Below are 18,821 nucleotides of genomic sequence, written 5' to 3'. Positions count from 1 at the left end.
AAGGGGGGGTGACCACGGCGGTCTCGGGACGCTTACGCCACCGCGTTCAGCAAGTCGGCCAGCACATCGGGCCGTTCCAGGGCGATGAAGTGGCCGGCCTTCGGCACCTGGGTGAAGTCGGCGGCGGGCAGCAGCTTCTTGTTGGCCTCCCGGTCCGAGGGCCGGGACCAGTCGTTCTCGCCGTAGACGAGGTGGACGGGGGCCTTGACCTCGGGGTAGCGCGGGCGGGCCGCGATGAGACTGGGCAGGGCCTGGTACACGCCCCGGGCGACGGTCGGGTAGCCGGGGCGACGGCCCACCTGGAGCAGCTCGTCCACGTAGTCCTCGCGCAGTGCGCTCTTGTCGCCCAGGCCGCCCTGAAGGATCTTGGTGAGCGCGGGCTTGGGCTCCACCCCGGCGATCACCGGGCCCAACCCGGGCGTGAGGACACCGCTGATCACCACGCGGGCGAGGAGGCTGGAGCGGGCGATCCCGCCGCGGAAGTCGTAGGTGTTGACCGCGACGACGCGCCGGACCCGCTCCGGCAGATCGGCCGCGGTGGTCAGGGCGAGCACCGCGCCCATGGACTCTCCGACCAACGTCACGTCATGGAGGTCGAGTTCGGTGAGGAGCCGCTCGACGGCCGCGCGCATGGCCGGCTCGTCGTACGACGCCCCGGGCACGATCTCGGAGTAGCCCATCCCCGGCAGATCGAGCGCGTACACGGTGTACCGGTCCGCGATCAACGGGATGAGGAGGCGGTAGTGCTCCGCCTGGGTGCGCACGGTGTGCAGCAGGACCAGGGGCGCGCCGCTGCCCGCCTTGAGGTAGCGCAGCGTTCCCTCGTGGCTGTGTCCCGCCCGCGGGGCGATGGTGTGACTGGTGGTCCCGGGGACGTGAATCGTGGGACTGGGGTCCTGGCTGGTGCTGGGCATCTCGTTGACTCCTGTTCAGTGAGGGGATCACTTGGCCAGCTGGGGGTACAGCCCGGTCAGGTCGCCGGCCAGGCCCGCCTTGACCTGCCGTGTGATGTCGTCGGCGAGCACCTCGTACGCGCCTGTCTGGACCCCGTCGAGGGCGAGTGCGGCGATGTCCCTCGGGGCGGACTTGGGCGCGTCGACGCCGGCTGCCAGGTCCGTGTCGACGTATCCGACGTGCAGTCCGGTGACGGAGATGCCGCGCGGCTGAAGCTCCAGGCGCAGGGAGTTGGTCTGCGACCACAGGGCGGCCTTGGACGCGCTGTAGGAGTTGCCGAGGGCCAGCCAGGAGAGCACGGAGTGCACGTTGAGGATGTGGCCGCCGCCGTTGCGCTCGATGATCGGCACGAAGGCCCGGGTGAGCAGAAGGGGGCCGTAGAAGTTGGTCTCGAACTCCCGGCGCACGTCGTCGACCGGGGAGTCGAGGAAGGAGGCACCGACCGCGGCACCGGCGTTGTTGATCAGTACGGTGACGTCTTCGGCCTGTGCGGCGGCCGCGGCCACGGAGGCCGGATCGGTGACCTCCAGCGCCACCGGGACCGCGTCGGGGTGCGTCACGCTGCGCGGGTCGCGGGCCGTGGCGTAGACCTTGGCGGCCCCACGCGCGTACAGCTCTTCCACCAGCGCCTTGCCGATGCCCCGGCTGCCACCGGTGACGAAGACGTTTGCGCCCTTCAGAGCGGTCATGACCGCCTCCACAAGAAATAGGAAACCGATCGGTTTCCCTCACAATAAACCGATCGGTTTCCGAACGCAAGCAAACATAAACGGAGGCGGTGCCTGGTCACTCGTCGCCCCTGTTCCGTCGGTGCTCCCGTTAGGCGGCTCGGGGCGGCCTGTAGCTCGGGCTTGCGTGCGGAAACCGATCAGTTTACGGTGGTGAAAACTGATCGGTTTCTCGTCGTGCAGGCGGGCGAGTTCCGGACCCGAGTCACTAGGAGCACCGATGACTGCCGCGCGCGACGCCGAGGGACAACCGCCGAGTCCCCGGCTTCCGGCGAAGCTGGCCGCCCACCCCTCGGTCCAGGCCGTACTCGCTCGACGCAGGGCCGGTGACGCGGTGCGCCCACCGGAGGTGATCGACGCGGCTTGGCTGCGCGAGCTGTGCCTGGCGGCCGGTGCCGACGACGCGGCCGCGGTGAGCCTGGACCACCCCGACCTGGCCGGCGAGCGCGAGTACGCGCAGTCCGCGCTGCCCGGCACCCGCACTCTGATCGCGATGGCGGTCCGGATGAACCGCGACAACTGCCGTTCCCCGGCCCGCAGCGTGGCCAACCAGGAGTTCCACCAGGCCGACGAGCAGGCCAACCATGCCGCGCGCGGCGTCACCCAGGCGCTGCAGGACGCCGGCTACCGCGCGCTCAATCCGTCGGTCGGCTTCCCCCAGGAGATGGACCACTTTCCCAGCGAGCGGATCTGGGTCGTGGCGCACAAGACCGTCGCGGTGGCCGCGGGGCTCGGCGTGATGGGGCTGCACCGCAACGTCATCCACCCGAAGTTCGGCAGCTTCGTCCTGCTGGTCACCGTGCTGGTGGACGCGGAGGTGAGCGAGTACGGGCAGGCGCTGGACTACAACCCCTGTATCGACTGCAAGTTGTGCGTCGCGGCCTGCCCGGTCGGCGCCATCGCCAAGGACGGCGCCTTCGACGCGCTGGCCTGCACCACGCACAACTACCGCGAGTTCATGAGCGGGTTCACCGACTGGGCGCAGACCGTGGCCGACAGCGAGGACGCCGCCGACTACCGCTCCCGGGTCACCGATTCCGAGAGCGCCTCCATGTGGCAGAGCCTGAGCTCTCCTCCCGGCTACAAGTCCGGCTACTGCCTCGCCGTCTGCCCCGCCGGCGAGGACGTCCTGGGTCCGTACCTGGACGACCGCAAGTCGTTCATGGACACCGTGCTGCGACCGCTCCAGGACAAGAAGGAAACGCTCTACGTCCTGCCGGGCTCGCCCGCGCAGGAGTACGCCCGGCGCCGATTCCCCCACAAGCCCGTCAAGGAAGTCACCGGCGGCTGGCAGCCCCCGGCGAAGCGTGCCGCGTCCACCGAACGGGAGACGCGTACGTCATAAGTGGCGGTCCCCCCTTCCGCGTCCTGTGCGCCACACCTCTGTGGATCGCCAACGGCGTCAACACGGCGTACTCGCGCTCCTGTTCGCCGTGTTCTATGTCGGCGCCAACATCGATCCGGTCGATCACATGACCAAGCTGCCCGTCGGCCTGGTCAACGTGGACGAGGGAGTGGGCCAGGTCAACCTGGGAGCTCGGATCACCGAGTCGATCGCGAAGTCCACCGCGGGAGGGGGCAAGATCGACTGAAAGGTGATGGACGAGAAGGAGTTGAAGGAGGAGCTCGGCGAGGGCGGCTGTACGGCGCGCTCGTCGTCCCCGCCGACCTGACCGCGCGGACCGGCGCCCAGCAGGGGGAACTGCCCGCCGCGGCACGCCTCCTACTCGCCGACCCGGCCGCCGTCACCGTCGAGGACGGCCATCCGCTCGACCCGCACAGCGGTCTGGGCCTGACGGCGTCTACTACGCACTCACCCTCGTGGTGGTCGGCATGCTCTCCGCCAACGTCATCAGTTGCCAGGTCGACCACACCCTCGGCTACACCCACAACGACTTGGCCCGCTGCGCCTGCACCGCCCGTTGATCCGGGCGACCCGGGCGCAGACCCTCGCCATCAGCGGCACCCTCATGGCTGCACTGTCCCTGCTGATGGGCACCCTGGTCATGGCGGGTGCGGTCGGCATCATGGGCATGGACGCCTCGCATCTGCCGCTGCTGTGGCTGTACTCGGTGTGCGCCATCGCGGTCGCCGGGATCGGCGCGCTCAGCCTCCTCGCGGTCTTCGGCACGCCCGGCATGCTGGTGGTCACGCTGGTCTTCATCGGGATGGCGGTGCCGACCGCCGGGGCCACCACCCCCATCGAGGCGCTGCCCGGCTTCTACCGCTTCCTCGCGGAATTCGAGCCGCTGCGGCAGATCACCGGCGGGATCCGCTCGATCCTCTGCTACGACGCCCAGGGCGACGCGGGCCTGACCCGGGGCTGGGTCATGATGGCGGCCGGCCTCGTGGCGGCGGCACTGTTCGGCTTCGGCGTACTGGGGTGGTACGACCGCAAGGGGCTGCACCGCATCCCGGTGGAGGCGACGCCCGAGAAGACGGTGACCCCGGCATAGCGCAGGCCACCCTCCACCTCCCCCAGGACGGGGCCATCACTCGCCGAGCCTCCGCACGGCCGCCACCTTGGAAACCGATCGGTTTTCATTTGCTTTCCTTTGGGTTAACCTCGCGGTATGACCACCGAAGTGAGACAAAGCCCCAGGGAGCGGCTGCTGGAGGCGGCGGCCACACTCACCTACCGAGAAGGCGTCGGCATCGGCGTCGAGGCGCTGTGCAAGGCGGCAGGGGTGTCGAAGCGCTCCATGTACCAGCTGTTCCAGAGCAAGGACGAACTGCTGGCGGCGAGTCTGGAGCGGCGCACCTCCGCCTACGTGGCGGCACTCCTGCCCGCGGCGGACGACGACCGTTCACCCCGGGAGCGGATCCTGCACGTTTTCGAGCAGGTGGAAGCGCTGTCGCGCGCGCCCGAGTTCCACGGCTGTCCCTACCTGGCCGCGCAGATCGAGCTCAAGGACCAGAGTCATCCCGCGAGCCGGGTCGCCCATGGGGTCAAGGCGAACCTGACCGCCTTCTTCCGCGCCGAGGCCGAGCGGGCCGGGGCGAGCGATTCCGGCCTGCTGGCCCGGCAGCTCAGCCTGGTCTTCGATGGTGCCAGCGCCCGCGCGGGCATCGGAGCGGACGAGCTGACGGGTCTCATCGCGCCCACGGTGATCACCTTGCTCGACGCGGCAGGCGTGCGCTGACGCATCGCCCCTCCAGAACGCTTCCTACCGTCCGGCTTCCGGGGGGGGGGCTGTGCGAGCGCTCCGGCGAAGGCCGCCACCTCGTCCCTGAGCTGCGCGTAGGTGTAGGTGCGGCGGGTGTCGGTCACGGGGGAGTCGTAGACGAGCGCGGGTTGTTCGCCTCGGCCGGCTTCGACGTGCCGGTCGAGCGCGTTGAAGCAGACGTTGAGCCGCCCGTCGGGAAACCAGCGGTGGAACGGTGTGCCCGAGGAGTCCAGGGCTTGTCGCGGAGTGACATCCCAGTCGATGGCCTCTGCCGCCTTCAGCCAGAAACTCTCCGGGTCCGCGGTGCTGGCGCGGAAGACATCCTCGTACGTTCCCGTCGCGCACTTGTTTGTGGCATCGAGGGACGGTGGTGGCTGCGTGTGGAACCGCGTCGGACACAACTACCGTAGGCCGGACGGCATGGTCGGCCGTTCCGGGGCGTCGGCGCAGCCCTGTGTCAGGATCTCGAGGTGCCCACCCCGCGCGGAAACGAGATGACGACCCATGACTGACACCGCTGCGGCCGAGATACTCGCCGACGTCCACCGGGGCGTAGGCCGCATCCTCCTGAACCGGCCCAAGGCGCTCAACGCCCTGACGACCGGCATGGTCGCCGCCATCGACCGGGTGCTCGCCGAGTGGGAGCACACGCCGCTGTCCGCCGTGGTGCTCGCGAGTACCAGCACGAAGGCGTTCTGTGCCGGTGGAGACATTCGCACGATCCGCGAGCACAGCCTCGCCGGGGACGCCGAGGCCAGTGAGCGGTTCTTCGCCTCCGAGTACCGGCTCAACGCCCGGATCGCCGAGTATCCCGTGCCGGTCGTGTCGCTCATCGACGGCGTGTGCATGGGCGGTGGTCTCGGTCTGTCCGTTCACGGCGGCTTCCGCGTCGTCACCGAGCGCGCGGTGCTGGCGATGCCCGAGACCGGGATCGGCTTCTTCCCGGACATCGGGGCCAGCTATTTTCTGCCGCGGTTGCCCGGCGCGATCGGCATGTACCTGGGACTGACGGGGCACCGGCTCGACGCGGCCGACGCCCTGTACTCGGGGCTGGCCACGCACTTCGTCCCCGCGGAGGGGCTCGATGCGGTCGGGCATGCTCTGGCCGACCACCCCGACGACCCGGTGGAGGTGATCCTGAACCGCCTCGCCGGCCGCTCCCCGGTGGCGCAGAGCGGGCTGGCGGAGGTACGCGGGGACGTGGACTGGGCGTTCGGCGCGCCGTCCCTCGGTGAGATCGAGAAGCGCCTGCGCCACCTCGACACGCCCTGGGCCGCATCCGCGCTGGCCGCCCTGGAGTCGGCCTCGCCGCAGAGTCTGGAGATCACTCACGCACTGCTGGCCCGGGGCAGGCAGCGCACGCTGCGCGAGTGCCTTGCCGCCGAACTTGCCCTCACGCGCACGACCATCCGCACACCGGACTTCCTGGAGGGCGTGCGTGCGGCCCTGGTCGACAAGGACCGCACTCCCCACTGGCAGGGTGCGTCGTCCGGCGGACGGACGTTGCCCTCCTGAGCATGCGTGCCCCTTGCCGGACGGAGGGGCGGTGGCCGGCACGGTCTCAGCCGTTGTCGGGCACCATCGAGACCACGACCTTGCCGGACTTGGTGCGGCCCTGCTCGACGTGCGCCATCGCCTCGAGCGTCCGGTCGAACGGGAAGGTGCTGTCGATGACCGGGCGGAGCTGCCCGCTGTCGTAGAGGGCGCCGAGCTCGCGCAGCTGGGAGCCGTTGGCCTGCATGAAGAAGAACTCGTAGCGCACGCCCAGCGCCTTCGCCTTCTTACGCACCTTGCGGCTGAGCGCGTTCATGATCAGGCCCAGGAAGGAGGGGGCGCCGAGCTGCTTGGCGAAGTCGGCGTCCGGCGGGCCCACGACACTGACGGCCAGGCCGCCGGGCTTGAGCACGGTCAGCGTCTTCTCGAGGTTCGCGCCGCCCACGGAGTCCAGCACCAGGTCGTAGCCGGACAGCACCCTCGAGAAGTCCTCCTTGGTGTAGTCGACGACGACGTCGGCGCCGAGGTCCCTGACCAGCTTCTCGGTCTCGGTGTTCGTGGTTGTCGCCACCGTGGCGCCGAGGTGCTTGGCGAGCTGGATGACCGTCGAGCCGAGGCCGCCGGCCCCGGCGTGGATGAGCACCTTCTGGCCCGGCTGGACATGGGCACGGTCGACGAGGATCTGCCAGGCGGCGAGGGCCACCAACGGCACCGCGGCTGCCTCTTGCAGGCTGAGGGAGGCCGGCTTGGGCGCGACATCGTCCATGTCGATCGCGATGAACTCCGCGAAGCCTCCGATCCGCAGGTCGCGCGGACGGGCAAAGATCTCGTCCCCGACCTCGAAGCCGCGTACGGCGGAGCCGACCCGCGTCACGACACCGGCCACGTCGTGGCCGAGCACGAACGGAGGCTTGTACTTCAGGACCTGCTTGAACTCCCCGTCGCGGACCAGCTTGTCCAGCGGGTTGATACTGGCCGCGCTCACTCGGACCAGGACGTCTCGGTCTCCGACCGTGGGCTCGGGCAGCTCTGCGGCGCGGGCGCCGTCCTTGCCGTACTTCTCGACGACGAATGCCTTCATGCCGACCGGCTTTCTGTGTGTGGGGGTCCCGGTGGTCATCTTGATGGCCATGACGCTAGCCCCTGAGTATAGGAAAGTAAACTCAGGAGTTGGGGTGTTGGTCCCACCTGAGCCGGGGTCTCGGCTGCTGCTCGGCCAGGCGTGGTGACGTCGCTGGATGCGGGGAGCCGTCAAGGCCTGTGCGGTGCAGTGATGGCTGCGCGGTCGATGGACTTCATCAGCTCACGACCGAAGGCGGGCACCCGTTCCCAGCCGGGCGGTGACTTCGCGGGGAGTGAGGGCGGAGTGCTCCGCAGAGCACTCGACGACGACGCGGACCGGGGCGTCGCACTCGGTGTGGCGGACGTCCAGTACAGGATCCTCGGATCCGAGGGTGTAGGCCTCGCCCCACTGGCTCAGCGCCATCAGAACGGGCCACAGGTCCCAGCCCTTGCGGGTCAGGCGGTATTCGTTGCGGGAGCGGCTGCCGGGCTCCCGGTAGGGGGCGGTCTTCAGGATGCCGGCCGAGGTCAGCTTGCGGAGGCGGTCACTGAGGACGGCTTCCGACAGGCCGATGTGGCGGTGGAAGTCGTCGAAGCGGCGGACGCCGTTGACGGCGTCACGCAGGATCAGCAGCGTCCATTTCTCCCCGATCACTTCGAGCGTGCGCTGGACGGGGCAGTTCTCCGTGCTCGCCTCAAGCCACTCCATCCCGCCATCGTATGGGGCTGACTTCAGCATTGACAGTCAGCTGTGCAGAAGCCTAGCTTCACTTGGAAAAGTCAGCTGACAGTCGGAGCGAAGGGCGCCGGACCGTGGGGCGAACGCGTACATATCACTGGGACGATCCCGCGATCTCGGCGGAAGCTGCCGGACGCATGGCGGGCATCGACTTCCTGCGCGAGGTGCAGGCGGGGCGGCTGCCGAGGGCGCCGATCAGTCACACCGTCGACTTCGCCCTGGACGAGGTGGAGCCCGGCAGGGCGGTCTTCTCCCTGACGCCGGGGGAGGAGCACTACAACCCGATCGGCAGCGTCCACGGCGGCGTCTTCGCCACCCTGCTCGACTCGGCGGCGGGCTGCGCCGTCCAGTCCACCCTCCCGCAGGGCGTGGCATACACCTCGCTCGACCTGACGGTGAAGTTCCTGCGGCCGATCACCGTGGACACGGGCCCCGTGCGGGCCGTCGGCACGGTCGTCAGCAAGGGCCGCCAAACCGCTCTCGCGCAGGCCCAGCTGCTCGACGCGAAGGATCGTATCCTCGCTCACGCCACCAGCAGCTGCATGCTCTTCCCGGTACCCGCCCCTCGGGTGTGACTCCGCAGGCACGGGGGAGGGACGGCAGGCCGTCACCGCTGTCGACTCTTTGGATTACGCTCGCAATATCATAGACTGGCGAAGCCGGTGAAGGAGCGTGTGCTGTGGTGCGGTACGGGAAAGAGCACAAGGCGGAGACGAGGCGGCGGATCATCGAGACGGCGGGCCGCCGGTTCAAGCAAGACGGTATCGACGGCTCCGGAGTCTCGACGCTCATGAAGGACGCGGGGCTGACCAATGGGGCCTTCTACGCCCACTTCGCGTCCAAAGACGACCTCGTCACCACGGCACTCGCCGACCAGTTGAAGGTGCAGGCCGAGAATGTCGTCGCGCAGGCTGCGCCCGGTCGTGCCGGAGTCGAGCAGATCGTGCGGGGGTACCTTTCGCCCCAGCATCGCGAGAGCCTCGGCGACGGCTGCCCCAACGCCGCTCTGCTCGACGAGATCGGGCGTTGCACCGACGCGACCAGGCAGGCATACACCGACGGCGTGCTGATCCTCATCGACGGCATCGCCTCCCGCATGGCGCCCGAGGACCCGCCCTCCGCGCGCGTGAAGGCGCTCAGTCTCCTCGGCCTGCTCGCCGGGACGTTGCAGCTCTCCCGGGCCCTGACGGACCGTCGACTCGCCGAGGAGCTCCTCGATCAGGGGATCAGTAACGCCCTCACCCTGCTGGACGCCGCCGACCAGCGCGTCTGACGCACCAGCTCCCTGGCCGGTGTCCGCGAAGCCGCCGCAGGGTGGTAGGTGCGGTGTGCTCAGTGTGTGAGGGGCACCTTCATCCGGGGACTCGGGCTCAAGCAGGTCGACATCCACGGCTTCTCGATGGGCGGCATGATCGCCCAGGTGATCGCGCAGGACGAACCGCAGCTCGTCCGCAAGCCGATCCTCACGGGCGCCGGCCCCGCGGGTGGCGAGGGCATCGAGAACGTGACCCGACTGTCCCATCTGGACACCGTCCGGGCCCCGTTCACCCTTCAGGGCCCGAAGCAGTTCCTCTTCTTCACCCGCACCGCGGGTGGGCGCCGAGCCGGAAAGCAGTTCCTGGCCCGCCTCAAGGAGCGCACCCATGACCGGGACAAGGCGATCTCCCTCACGTCGTACTTCGCCCAGCTCAAGGCCATCCACCGCTGGGGGCTCGCGCGGCCCCGGGACCTCTCGGTCATCCGTCAGCCCGTGCTCGTCGCCAACGGTGAGAGCGACAGGATGGTGCCGACGAAGAACTCCTACGACCTGGCCCGGCGACTGCCGAACGCCGACCTGGTCGTCTATCCCGACGCCGGTCACGGAGGTCTCTTCCAGTTCCATGAGCGGTTCGTGGCGGAAGCCCTCGACTTCCTGGAGCGGTAGTGGGTGCCGGGGGCTTGATCGCTGGATAGCTGAGTATCTGAAAGTAAACTAAAACCCGGTTAGCATCGCTCCCATGGATGCGTGGACCGAAGTGCTTCAGCACACCGGCATGGACCCCCGACTCGACCGGGACACGTCCAACTGCTCGATCGCGCGGACTCTCGAAATCGTGGGCGAGAAGTGGACGATCCTGATCCTGCGTGAGGTCTGGTACGGCTCGTCCCGCTTCAGCGAGTTCGAACGCGTCCTCGGCTGTCCTCGCAACCTCCTCGCGACGCGGCTCCGGATGCTGGTGCAGGAAGGGATCCTGGCGACCGAGACGTACAAGGAGCCCGGTTCGCGGAGCCGGCCGAAGTATGTGATCACCTCCAAGGGTATGGATCTGGTGCCGGCCGTGATGGGGCTGCTGCAGTGGGGTGACCGTTACCGCGCCGACCCGGAGGGGCCGGCGATACTGGCGCGACACCGCGAGTGCGGCGCGCACGTCGACGTCCGGATTCGCTGCGAACGAGGGCACCCGGTGGAAGCGAAGGACATCGAGAGCGTCCCCGGGCCGGGCTTTCGCATGAGGTCGCCCGAGTGAGCTGAGCACCAGGAGCCGTTGCCGGCGGGGGAGTGGTCCAACTACGGGCAGCGAAGGCCGGCGACGCGACGCCGACGGCCATGCTGACCTCACGCCGCGTTCAGGGTCATGCCCACCGTGACGACCGGAGCGCCGCCGATGCCTTCGGACCACGATGCCGAACAGTCCGCCGCTGGCCAGAACAGTGCCGACTCGGTGAGCGTGCCGCCGATGAGCGGTCCGGCGGCGACGGCGATGCCGCTGGCCGCGCCCCAGATGCCTAAGGACGTGCCGCGCAGCTCGGCGGGGACGGCGGCCGACAGCAGGGTGAGTGTCAGCGGCGTCACTATCGCGGCCCTGACGCCCTGCGCCGCACGCGCGGTACACCCATCCCCGGTGCGAGCGCGGCCGAGGCCGCGATGAAGATCCCGAGCCCGATGACGAACAGTCTTCGGGGGCCGTAGCGGTTACCGAGGGACTCGTCGAACATGAGCAGGACCGCGAAGGTGAGGGTGTGGGCGCTCACTGTCCATTCGAGGTCTTCGAGACCGCCGCCGAGGTCCTCGCGGATGGAGGGGAGGGCGGTGGTGACGATCAGGTTGTCGAGCGCGGAGAAGCCTCCGGCCAACGCGGCCTGCGCCTGGCGGGCGGCGTTGTCCGCGAGGATCTCGTAGGCGCCGGCGGCGATGCCGTCGATGGCGATCCGCGCGATGTCGGCGGGGTCCGACTTGGCCGGACGGTTTGCTGACGTTGCTGCTGCGTGACTACATCGGTCAGGCGGGCATGCGGTTGTTCTTGCGGATCTGCTTGTCGAACGCTCCGGCGGGGACGAGGCGGCGCGCCGTGGTCACGCGTGAGGCCAGCGGGCCGGCGGTGTAGCGCAGCTTCGGCTTCTTGTCGGTGGCCGCGGTGACGATCACCTTGGCGACGACGGCGGGGTCGTCGCCGTCCTTCATCGCCTGCGCGATCACCTCGTCGAAGATGCGTCGTCGCTCCGCGTAGAGGGGCAGCGGGGTGTCGGGCTGCGTGGCGTTGGTGTCGAAACTGGTCTTGGTGTAGGCGGGCTGGACGAGGAGGACCCGGACGCCGTGCTCGCGGACCTCGTGGTCCAGCGACTCGGAGTAGCCCTCGACGGCGTGCTTGGACGCGACGTAGAGGGCCATGAAGGGCTGAGGGGCGACGCCGAGGACGGACGAGATGTTGATGATGCGTCCGCCGCCCTGGGCGCGCATGTACGGCAGGACGGCCTTCGTCATGCGGATGACACCCAGGACGTTGATGTTCAGGATGCTCTGGGCCTGAGTGAGGGAGTTCTCCTCGACCGCGCCCGCCGCGCCGACGCCTGCGTTGTTGACCAGGACGTCGATGCGTCCGAACCGGTCGATCACCTGTGCGACGGCGGCGGAGGCGGAGTCGTCGTCGGCCACGTCGAGATCGAGGTACGTCACGCCGGCGGGCGGGGTGAGCCCGGAGGTCTTGCGGCCGGTGCCGATCACCTCGAAACCCGCCGCGACGAAGGCGCGGGCCGTTTCCTTGCCGATCCCCGATGAGGCACCTGTCACGAGCGCCACCGGCTGAGTTGTCGCCATCACGAGCTCCCTTACCTTTATATTACGAACGTAAGCCTTACGTTCATACGACAATACGGCTGTCGTGGACCGTTGGCAAGGGGGCACGTCCGGTGACCCCGCAAAGAGCCGGGAGGAGTGGCGGCGGTACGGGGGAGCGGGGAGGGCCGAACGTGCCTTGCGCCCACTGTCGATCCTGGTCACACGGGGCGCGGCCGCATGAGTTGTTCGACCCGGTCGTGGAGGTGCTCCACGTGGTGTTCGGACTCCGGCTTCATCAGGACGCTGCGGAGGATGCGTGCGCCGTCGGCGTCGGCCGTGACCTTCGGGTGGCGTGCGGTGAACGCCTCACGGTCTGCCTTGAGGGTGCTCAGGTACACGGGCTCGGGATCGGCCATGCCGTCCGCCAGCACGCGTGCCGACGCCGCGTCGACGCCGGTCAGGGTCGCGGGTTCGACTGCCGGGAAGTAGCTGACGATGTCCAACTCCGGCTCCTGGTACAGCTCCAGGGCGTCGGACGCGCTGATCAGCTCGGACCATCGCAGGGCGGCCCGGCGGCCGGCCCCGAGGACGCGGCCGAGACCGTCGGGCGTGGGCGGGAGGAGCTGGAAGGTGAGCCACAGGGCGGCGGCCGAGGCGCCGGCACGGGAGCACTCCAGGCTGATTTCACCGAGGTGGAGCTCGGTGGAGGTGAAGTAGGTGTACGGCGAGTCGTGGAGGTAGAAGCGGCCCACCTCGGGGTCGCGGAAGAGGACGGCGCCGCAGCCGTAGGGCTGGAGTCCGTGCTTGTGCGGGTCGACGACGACCGAGTCGCACCGTGCTATCGCCCGCCAGGGTTCGGGGGCGAGGCTCTCGGGCCCTTCGGCACCGGCCAGCAGGGTGAAGAAACCGCCGTAGGCGGCGTCGACGTGGAGCCGGACGCCGTAGCGCTCTTTCAGGAGCAGGGCCTCGTGGACCGGGTCGACGGCCCCCAGCCCGGTGGTTCCGGTGGTCAGGACGGCCGTGCCCACCCGGCCGCCGCGCAGCAGGCCCTCCAGCGCGTCGAGGTCCATGCGTCCCCGGTCGTCCGTGGGGACCGCGTGTCCCTCCATGCCCAGCACACGGCACATACGGCCGTGGGTGTAGTGGGCGTCGGCGCTGTAGGCGATGCCACGGCCCGGGTGGAGCTCGCGGGCGACGAAGAGGGCTTCGAGGTTCGCGATGGTGCCGCTGGTGGTGAGGTGGCCGAGGTGGGTGTCGTAACCGAACATCGCGGCGAGCTGTGCGACGGCCTCGCGTTCCATCCGGGCGGTGGCGGGGCCGCCGTCCAGGGCGTGGTTGTTGGGGTTGATCAGCATGGCGGTGAGGTAGCCGACCACGGCCGCCGGGTGCGGGGGCTTGAGCATCTGTCCCGCGTAGTGCGGGTGGAAGAAGGGGTAGTTGTCCTTCAGCCGCCCGGTGAACTCCTCGAAGGTGGCGGCGAAGCGGTCGTCCTCGACGAGCAGGGACGGGTGCCGCTCGTAGGGCCCGAAGCCGTCGGCCCACTCCTGTATCACGTCGTTGGCTCTGCCGAGCCAGTGCTTGAGGTCCACCGATCTCCCTTTCTGCCGCCTGTCTCTCCTGCGTCGGCGCTCACCTTATAATTTCGTTGACTGCTCAGCAATTGATTGCTCAGTAATTGAGACGGCAGTTGGTGAGGAGGCAGTAAAGTGGGCGGGTGGACACCGTGCACCGAGACGACGACGAAGCCGCCCGAGCCGCCGACAGCCGGCTCGTTCACGACTTCGGACTGCTGATCAAGACCGCCACCCGCCTGGAACAGCGGATCGACACGGCCCTGCGGCGCGAGTGCCGGATCAGCCACACGATGTTCGAGGTCCTCATCAGGCTGTGCCGGCGGCCGGACGAGGAGATCTCGCAGCGCCGGCTCGCCGACGACCTCACGCTCACCAGCAGCGGCATCACCCGGCTCGTCGACCGCATGGAGGAAGCCGGGCTGGTGCGACGCGTGCCGGCTCCGGGGGACCGCAGGAGCGTCCTGGTCGAGTCGACCGATCACGGCCGTACGGTGTTCCTCCGGGCCGCCGCCGCCCACGCGCAGGTCGTCGAGCGGTACTTGGTCGCGCCGCTGGACCCCGACGACTACGGACGGCTGACGGGCTCACTCGGCGCGATCGACGCGGCCCTGCGCGACACCTGACCTCGTCACCCGCCGGGCGCCGCTGCCCGCGCGTCCAGCACCAGCACCGCGACGTGCAGGGACGTGCACTGCAGGCCCGACTCCAGATCGCAGCCGAGGAGTCGTTCGATGGTGTGGAGGCGCTGGTAGTACGCCTGCCGGGACATGCCGGCCTGTTTCGCCGCGACCGACTTGTTCCCGGCCGCCGTCAGATACGCGCGCAGTGCCGGGAGCAGGTCGCCGCCGTTGCGGTCGTCGTGCTCGATGAGACGCGTGAGCTGGCGTTCCGCGTACCGCTGGAGGCGGACGTCCTCCCGCAGCACGCCCAGGAGCTCCGGCAGCCGGACGTCGGCGGGGACGTAGAACCAGCGGTCGGGTGAGTCGGGCGTGATGGCCTCGGCCGTCTGCTCGGCCTCCTGCCACGACCGGGCGATCCCGGAGAGGTCGGTCACGCCCGGTCCGACGGCGACGACGGCCTCGGGGCCGAGCTCCTCGCGACACAGACGGCCCATCCGCTCGGCGACCGGCTGCCAGGCACTGGCCTGCGCCAGGGCGAGGAGGACGCCGATCCGGCCCGGGGCCGTCTCGCCGACGAGGGCGCGAATACCGGTCTGCGTCATCGCCTTCGCGATCCGCTCGTCGAGGTGTTCCCCGGTACCGGTGTGCGTATGGCGGATGACCACGGCGAAGAGGCGGTGCCCGAGGGTCGGCAGCCCCAGTGCCTCGGCGCGTGCGCGGGCGTCCGCGGGGGAGCGGAAACGCCGTTCGTACAGGTCCCGCAGCACCGAGCGGTGGGCCCGGCGCTCCCACCAGGCCGGCCCGGCCAGACGCGCCATGCTCAGGGCGACCGCCGCGCGCTCCAGGACCAGGACGTGTTCCGGGTCGGGCTCCGGGTTCAGCCGGCCCTCCAGCAGGACCAGTCGCCCCCAAGGCCCCTGGTGGTCCTGCACGGGCGCGATCAGCCACCCCTCCGGGCCGCTCGGCGTGATCTTCTCCGGGGTCGGGGTGGCCCGGGAACGCCGGGACCAGGCCGACACCACCGGCTCGTACGGCCGGCCGAGCAGTTCGCACATCAGGACCCGGTGGGTGAGGTCCTCCAGCACCACGGGGGCCCCGGTGAGCTCGGCGGTGGTGTGCACCAGTTCCTCGGGGTCCGCGCCCCGCAGCGTCAGGGCAGTGAAGATGTCCTGGATGTCCCGGCCGCGGCGCAGCAGCGCCCCATGGGCGTCGAGGATGAGCGCGTGCACCGTCTGCGTGACGTCGATGAAGCGGACGCCGCGGGCCAGCTCGACCAGCGGCACTTCACGGGCGCGGCAGGCAGCCACCAGCTCGTCGGGGACCCTCTGGTACCGGTAACCGAGCTCCACGATCAGGCCGGCCGCGCCGACGTCGGCGAGCTGGTCGACGTAGCCACGCAGCTCGGAGGGGTCCTCGGGATGGGGCATGCCGGTCGTCAGCACCAGCTCGCCGCCCTCGAGGAAATCGGCGGGGTTGAGCAGTTCGGTGACGTGCACCCAGCGCACCGCACGGTTCAGCTGTGACTCGCCGGCCAGCACGCGCGGCATCCCTTCGGCCAGCACGGGGAGGCTCAGAACCTCCGTGATGGTCGGGAACTGCCCGGTTGCGGGACGTTTGGCCGGCATAGGGAGTGCTTTCGTCCGAGGTATCGGGGGTCACCTTCGCACCGGCGCATCATCGTGGCAAGAGGGGCAAGGCACTTTCCGTGGCCGGCGAGCTCGCCGTGACACATCGTCTCGATAAGGTCCCGAGGCGGAACACAGTGTGGCTTGACCTGCGTGTTCGCCTGGGTCGAGAGTGAACGCCATCCCCAAGGGACCCGAATCGAAGGGATCCGCACGGTGTCCCCACCGTGCCGGGGCACCACTGACACCCAGGCCGCCCGGCGAAAGGAGCGACCTCATGCGCATCCCGAAGCGCGTCGCCGTGATCGGCGCCGGCAGCATGGGCAGCCAGGCCATGTGGCGACTGGCCGCCCGCGGAGCCGAGGTCATCGGCTACGACCGGTACGCGCCGGGTCACGACCGCGGCGCGGCCGGGGGCGAGAGCCGCATCTTCCGCGCCGTCCACCTCGGTGAACCCGGCTACATTCCCCTGCTGCGACTCGCCGACCGGATGTGGGACCGGCTCCAGCGCGAAACCGGCCTCTCGCTGCGACGCCGCAGCGGATGCCTGGTGATGGGTGAGACCGCCTCGCCGTCGATGCGTCTCCTCCTCTCCGCCAGCTCCACCCACCGGCTGGATCACGAGGTACTGGACCGCGACGAACTCGCCCGCCGCTATCCGCAGCACCGTCTCCCGGACGGGCACACCGCCGTCCTCGACCGCGAGGGCGCCATCATCAGGCCCGAGGCGTCGGTCCAGGCGGCGGCCGCCCGCGCCGAACAGCTGGGCGCCCGGCTGCACCGCTACACCCCGGTGCGGGAGATCGTCCCCGCGGCGGGGGGCGGGGTGCACATCATCACCGACCAGGGCACGGACCACGTCGACACCGCCGTGGTGACCGCGGGCCCCTGGATCAACACCCTGCTCCCCGACCTCCCACGGTCCGTGGACATCCGCCGGCTGATCAGCTCCTGGCACATCCCCACCCGCCACGACTGGTTCGCGGGCGGCGCCCCCGCCTTCGTGCGCAGCGCACCGCACGACTGCTACGGGCTCCCGTCACCGGACGGCATCTCCGTCAAGCTGGGCCTCTCCCTCGCCCGTTATCTGCCGGTACCCGACCCCGAACGGGTGGACCGCACGGTCCGCCCGGAGGAACTCGCCACCTTCCGCGAGCTCATCGCCGAGCTGATGCCCGATCTGAATCCCGACCCCATCAGGCTGTCGGTCTACATGGAGGGCTACACGGAGTCCGGAAACCCGCTCGTCGGTCATCTCCCCGGCGAGGACGACATCGTCGTCATGGCCGGTTTCTCCGGCAGCGGCTTCAAACTCTCGCCCGCCATGGGAGAGATCGCCGCCGATCTGGCACTCGACGGCACCACGGACCATCCCGTCGGCTTCCTCGCACCGGCCGGAGCCGGCGCCGCCTGATCCACGGCACACGACCGCCCATCCACCTCTGTAAAACAAGAAAGCGGAGCACCCTCATGCCCATTCCCTCGCTTCAGTTCCGCCCGAAGTACGTCTCGTTCGACTGTTACGGCACGTTGATCGAGTACCCGATCACGCCCATCACGCGGGAGCTCGTCGGCGACCAGATCCCCGCCGAGCACTGGGACCAGTTCGTCCGGGAGTTCCGCGGTTACCGCTACGACCAGGTCCGCGGCGAGTACTACCCCTACGAGCAGGTGCTGCAGGACTCCTTCGAGCGGGTCTGCCGCAAGTGGGGCGTGAAGGCCGCCCCGGACGCGGGCAAGCGGTTCGCCGACGGCGTCCGCAGCTGGGGCCCCCACGCCGACGTGCCCGAGCCGCTGAAGAAGATGGGCGAGAACTACAAGCTGGTGATCCTCTCCAACGCGGACGACTCCTTCCTCGCGGAGAGCGTGCCCAAGCTCGGCGCGGACTTCCACGCGGTCTTCACCGCGGAGCAGGCCGGCTACTACAAGCCCCGCTACGCCGCGTTCGAGTACATGCTCGACCAGCTCGACGCCGCCCCCGAGGACTTCGTGCACGTCGCCTCGCACACCCGCTACGACCACATGCCGATGCACGACATGGGCTTCCGCAACCTCATTCTCCTCGACCGCGGCTACGACCCCGTGACCCACGGCTACGACTACGTGACCGTGAAGTCCCTGGACGAGCTCAACACCATGCTCGGCATCTGACTCGCGACGCACATCGTTGCGCACGGACAGCCCCGAAGAACCACCGCCGAGCTTGTCGGCGACTCCAGCGCAGAACTCGAAGTACCCGGCCGAGGGCGTTCGCCCCGCCCACGTCATCGACCCGGCCGACGCATTGAACACACGGTCCACGCCCCGGCCGAGGGGCGGATCTTCCCCAGCATGCACGGCCCTCACCGTCGTCCCCGGCGCGGAACCGGCCGCCCTGGCCGTCCCGTAGGACCCGCGACACGGCCACGCGAATCGACACCCTCCCGAACCCCGGCGCGGGCCTCGGATCCGGCGAGGCGGACCCCCAACCCTCAGACCCCCAGCCCAGCCGTCCCTCTTTCCCCTTAGCACCACCCCCAGGAGGCACACCATGAGAGACGCCCGTATTGATCGCAGGCTCTTCCTGCGCGGCGTCGGCGGAGCGACGGCGGGTCTCGCCGCCGCGACCGCCCTCAGCGCCTGCGGCACCGGCACCAGCCGCACCGCTTCCACCGGCACCGGTGGGAAGGACAGCAAGACGGTGGTTGTCCGTGACAGTGGTGGTTCCTACGGTGCGGCTCTGCAGAGGGCGATCTACACGCCGTTCACGCAGGAGACCGGTATCGCTGTGAAGGTGCTCAACCTGGATGACGCTCCGCTGCTGGCGCAGATCAGGCAGGGCC

At 69.5% G+C, this 18,821-nt stretch carries 17 protein-coding genes and 4 pseudogenes; 12 read left to right on the top strand and 9 right to left on the bottom strand.

Annotated elements, in window-relative coordinates:
- Nucleotides 1–32: 32 nt before the first annotated feature.
- Entirely contained in the window at nt 33–914 is an 882-nt protein-coding gene (locus AC07F0_RS37555; protein ID WP_478984585.1) for an alpha/beta fold hydrolase, read from the bottom strand.
- A gap of 27 nt (nt 915–941) precedes the next feature.
- Entirely contained in the window at nt 942–1,643 is a 702-nt protein-coding gene (locus AC07F0_RS37550; protein WP_478984583.1) for an SDR family oxidoreductase, read from the bottom strand.
- Between the two features lie 259 nt (nt 1,644–1,902).
- Between AC07F0_RS37550 and AC07F0_RS37545 the strand changes: the two genes are divergently transcribed.
- From AC07F0_RS37545 to AC07F0_RS37535, 3 genes and pseudogenes are all read left to right on the top strand, one after another.
- The gene (locus AC07F0_RS37545) at nt 1,903–3,027 is read left to right on the top strand and encodes a 4Fe-4S binding protein (RefSeq protein ID WP_478984581.1); all 1,125 of its coding nucleotides are present in this window, start codon (nt 1,903–1,905) and stop codon (nt 3,025–3,027) included.
- A pseudogene (locus tag AC07F0_RS37540) lies at nt 3,024–4,138 on the top strand (DUF3533 domain-containing protein). The gene AC07F0_RS37545 and the pseudogene AC07F0_RS37540 overlap by 4 nt, the downstream one beginning before the upstream one ends.
- 117 nt (nt 4,139–4,255) lie before the next feature.
- Complete coding sequence (locus AC07F0_RS37535) at nt 4,256–4,825, top strand: TetR/AcrR family transcriptional regulator (protein ID WP_478984579.1); 570 nt, start codon at nt 4,256–4,258, stop codon at nt 4,823–4,825.
- A gap of 248 nt (nt 4,826–5,073) precedes the next feature.
- Here the strand turns inward: AC07F0_RS37535 and AC07F0_RS37530 are convergent.
- Nucleotides 5,074–5,250, bottom strand: a pseudogene (locus AC07F0_RS37530) (acetyl-coenzyme A synthetase N-terminal domain-containing protein); the annotation flags it as partial.
- A 103-nt stretch (nt 5,251–5,353) separates the two neighbouring features.
- Between AC07F0_RS37530 and AC07F0_RS37525 the strand changes: the two are divergent.
- Nucleotides 5,354–6,364, top strand: a complete 1,011-nt coding sequence (locus AC07F0_RS37525) for an enoyl-CoA hydratase/isomerase family protein (RefSeq protein WP_478984577.1) — start codon at nt 5,354–5,356, stop codon at nt 6,362–6,364.
- A gap of 46 nt (nt 6,365–6,410) precedes the next feature.
- On the opposite strand, the gene AC07F0_RS37520 is transcribed toward AC07F0_RS37525, so the two are convergent.
- Entirely contained in the window at nt 6,411–7,424 is a 1,014-nt protein-coding gene (locus AC07F0_RS37520; RefSeq protein ID WP_478984673.1) for an NADP-dependent oxidoreductase, read from the bottom strand.
- A 222-nt stretch (nt 7,425–7,646) separates the two neighbouring features.
- On the bottom strand, nt 7,647–8,114 hold the full coding sequence (locus AC07F0_RS37515) for a winged helix-turn-helix transcriptional regulator (protein ID WP_478984576.1): 468 nt from the start codon (nt 8,112–8,114) through the stop codon (nt 7,647–7,649).
- A 104-nt stretch (nt 8,115–8,218) separates the two neighbouring features.
- Between AC07F0_RS37515 and AC07F0_RS37510 the strand changes: the two genes are divergently transcribed.
- The 4 genes from AC07F0_RS37510 (at nt 8,219) to AC07F0_RS37495 (ending at nt 10,651) form a co-directional block, all read left to right on the top strand.
- A complete protein-coding gene (locus AC07F0_RS37510; protein ID WP_478984574.1) occupies nt 8,219–8,719 on the top strand; it encodes a PaaI family thioesterase in 501 nt (166 codons plus the stop codon).
- Between the two features lie 104 nt (nt 8,720–8,823).
- Entirely contained in the window at nt 8,824–9,417 is a 594-nt protein-coding gene (locus AC07F0_RS37505; RefSeq protein ID WP_478984572.1) for a TetR/AcrR family transcriptional regulator, read from the top strand.
- Nucleotides 9,418–9,483: 66 nt separating this feature from the next.
- Nucleotides 9,484–10,068: an alpha/beta fold hydrolase gene (locus AC07F0_RS37500; RefSeq protein WP_478984570.1), complete on the top strand. Its 585-nt coding sequence runs from the start codon at nt 9,484–9,486 to the stop codon at nt 10,066–10,068.
- Between the two features lie 109 nt (nt 10,069–10,177).
- Nucleotides 10,178–10,651 (top strand): winged helix-turn-helix transcriptional regulator, encoded by a 474-nt coding sequence (locus tag AC07F0_RS37495; protein ID WP_478984671.1) that lies wholly within the window; start codon nt 10,178–10,180, stop codon nt 10,649–10,651.
- A gap of 176 nt (nt 10,652–10,827) precedes the next feature.
- Here AC07F0_RS37495 and AC07F0_RS37490 read toward each other — a convergent pair.
- From AC07F0_RS37490 to AC07F0_RS37480, 3 genes and pseudogenes are all read right to left on the bottom strand, one after another.
- A pseudogene (locus AC07F0_RS37490) lies at nt 10,828–11,318 on the bottom strand (MFS transporter); the annotation flags it as partial.
- Nucleotides 11,319–11,403: 85 nt separating this feature from the next.
- Nucleotides 11,404–12,219, bottom strand: a complete 816-nt coding sequence (locus AC07F0_RS37485; protein ID WP_478984569.1) for an oxidoreductase — start codon at nt 12,217–12,219, stop codon at nt 11,404–11,406.
- 179 nt (nt 12,220–12,398) lie between these two features.
- Nucleotides 12,399–13,769 carry a pyridoxal phosphate-dependent decarboxylase family protein gene (locus AC07F0_RS37480; protein ID WP_478984567.1) on the bottom strand — a complete coding sequence of 457 codons (1,371 nt, stop codon included), beginning with the start codon at nt 13,767–13,769 and terminating at the stop codon, nt 12,399–12,401.
- A gap of 125 nt (nt 13,770–13,894) precedes the next feature.
- Here AC07F0_RS37480 and AC07F0_RS37475 point away from each other — a divergent pair, with 125 nt between their 5' ends.
- The gene (locus AC07F0_RS37475; RefSeq protein ID WP_478984565.1) at nt 13,895–14,377 is read left to right on the top strand and encodes a MarR family winged helix-turn-helix transcriptional regulator; all 483 of its coding nucleotides are present in this window, start codon (nt 13,895–13,897) and stop codon (nt 14,375–14,377) included.
- 5 nt (nt 14,378–14,382) lie between these two features.
- Here the strand turns inward: AC07F0_RS37475 and AC07F0_RS37470 are convergent, their stop codons facing one another.
- The gene (locus AC07F0_RS37470) at nt 14,383–15,999 is read right to left on the bottom strand and encodes a PucR family transcriptional regulator (RefSeq protein ID WP_478984563.1); all 1,617 of its coding nucleotides are present in this window, start codon (nt 15,997–15,999) and stop codon (nt 14,383–14,385) included.
- Nucleotides 16,000–16,276: 277 nt separating this feature from the next.
- On the opposite strand from AC07F0_RS37470, the gene solA reads away from it, so the two are divergent.
- The 3 genes and pseudogenes from solA to AC07F0_RS37455 all read left to right on the top strand — a co-directional run.
- Nucleotides 16,277–17,413 carry an N-methyl-L-tryptophan oxidase gene (gene solA, locus AC07F0_RS37465; protein WP_478984562.1) on the top strand — a complete coding sequence of 379 codons (1,137 nt, stop codon included), beginning with the start codon at nt 16,277–16,279 and terminating at the stop codon, nt 17,411–17,413.
- 56 nt (nt 17,414–17,469) lie between these two features.
- Complete coding sequence (locus AC07F0_RS37460; protein ID WP_478984560.1) at nt 17,470–18,150, top strand: haloacid dehalogenase type II; 681 nt, start codon at nt 17,470–17,472, stop codon at nt 18,148–18,150.
- A gap of 379 nt (nt 18,151–18,529) precedes the next feature.
- A pseudogene (locus AC07F0_RS37455) lies at nt 18,530–18,821 on the top strand (ABC transporter substrate-binding protein); the annotation flags it as partial.

This window comes from Streptomyces sp. NPDC045955, from assembly GCF_056430805.1.
This window is presented reverse-complemented; position numbering and strand designations above follow the sequence as displayed.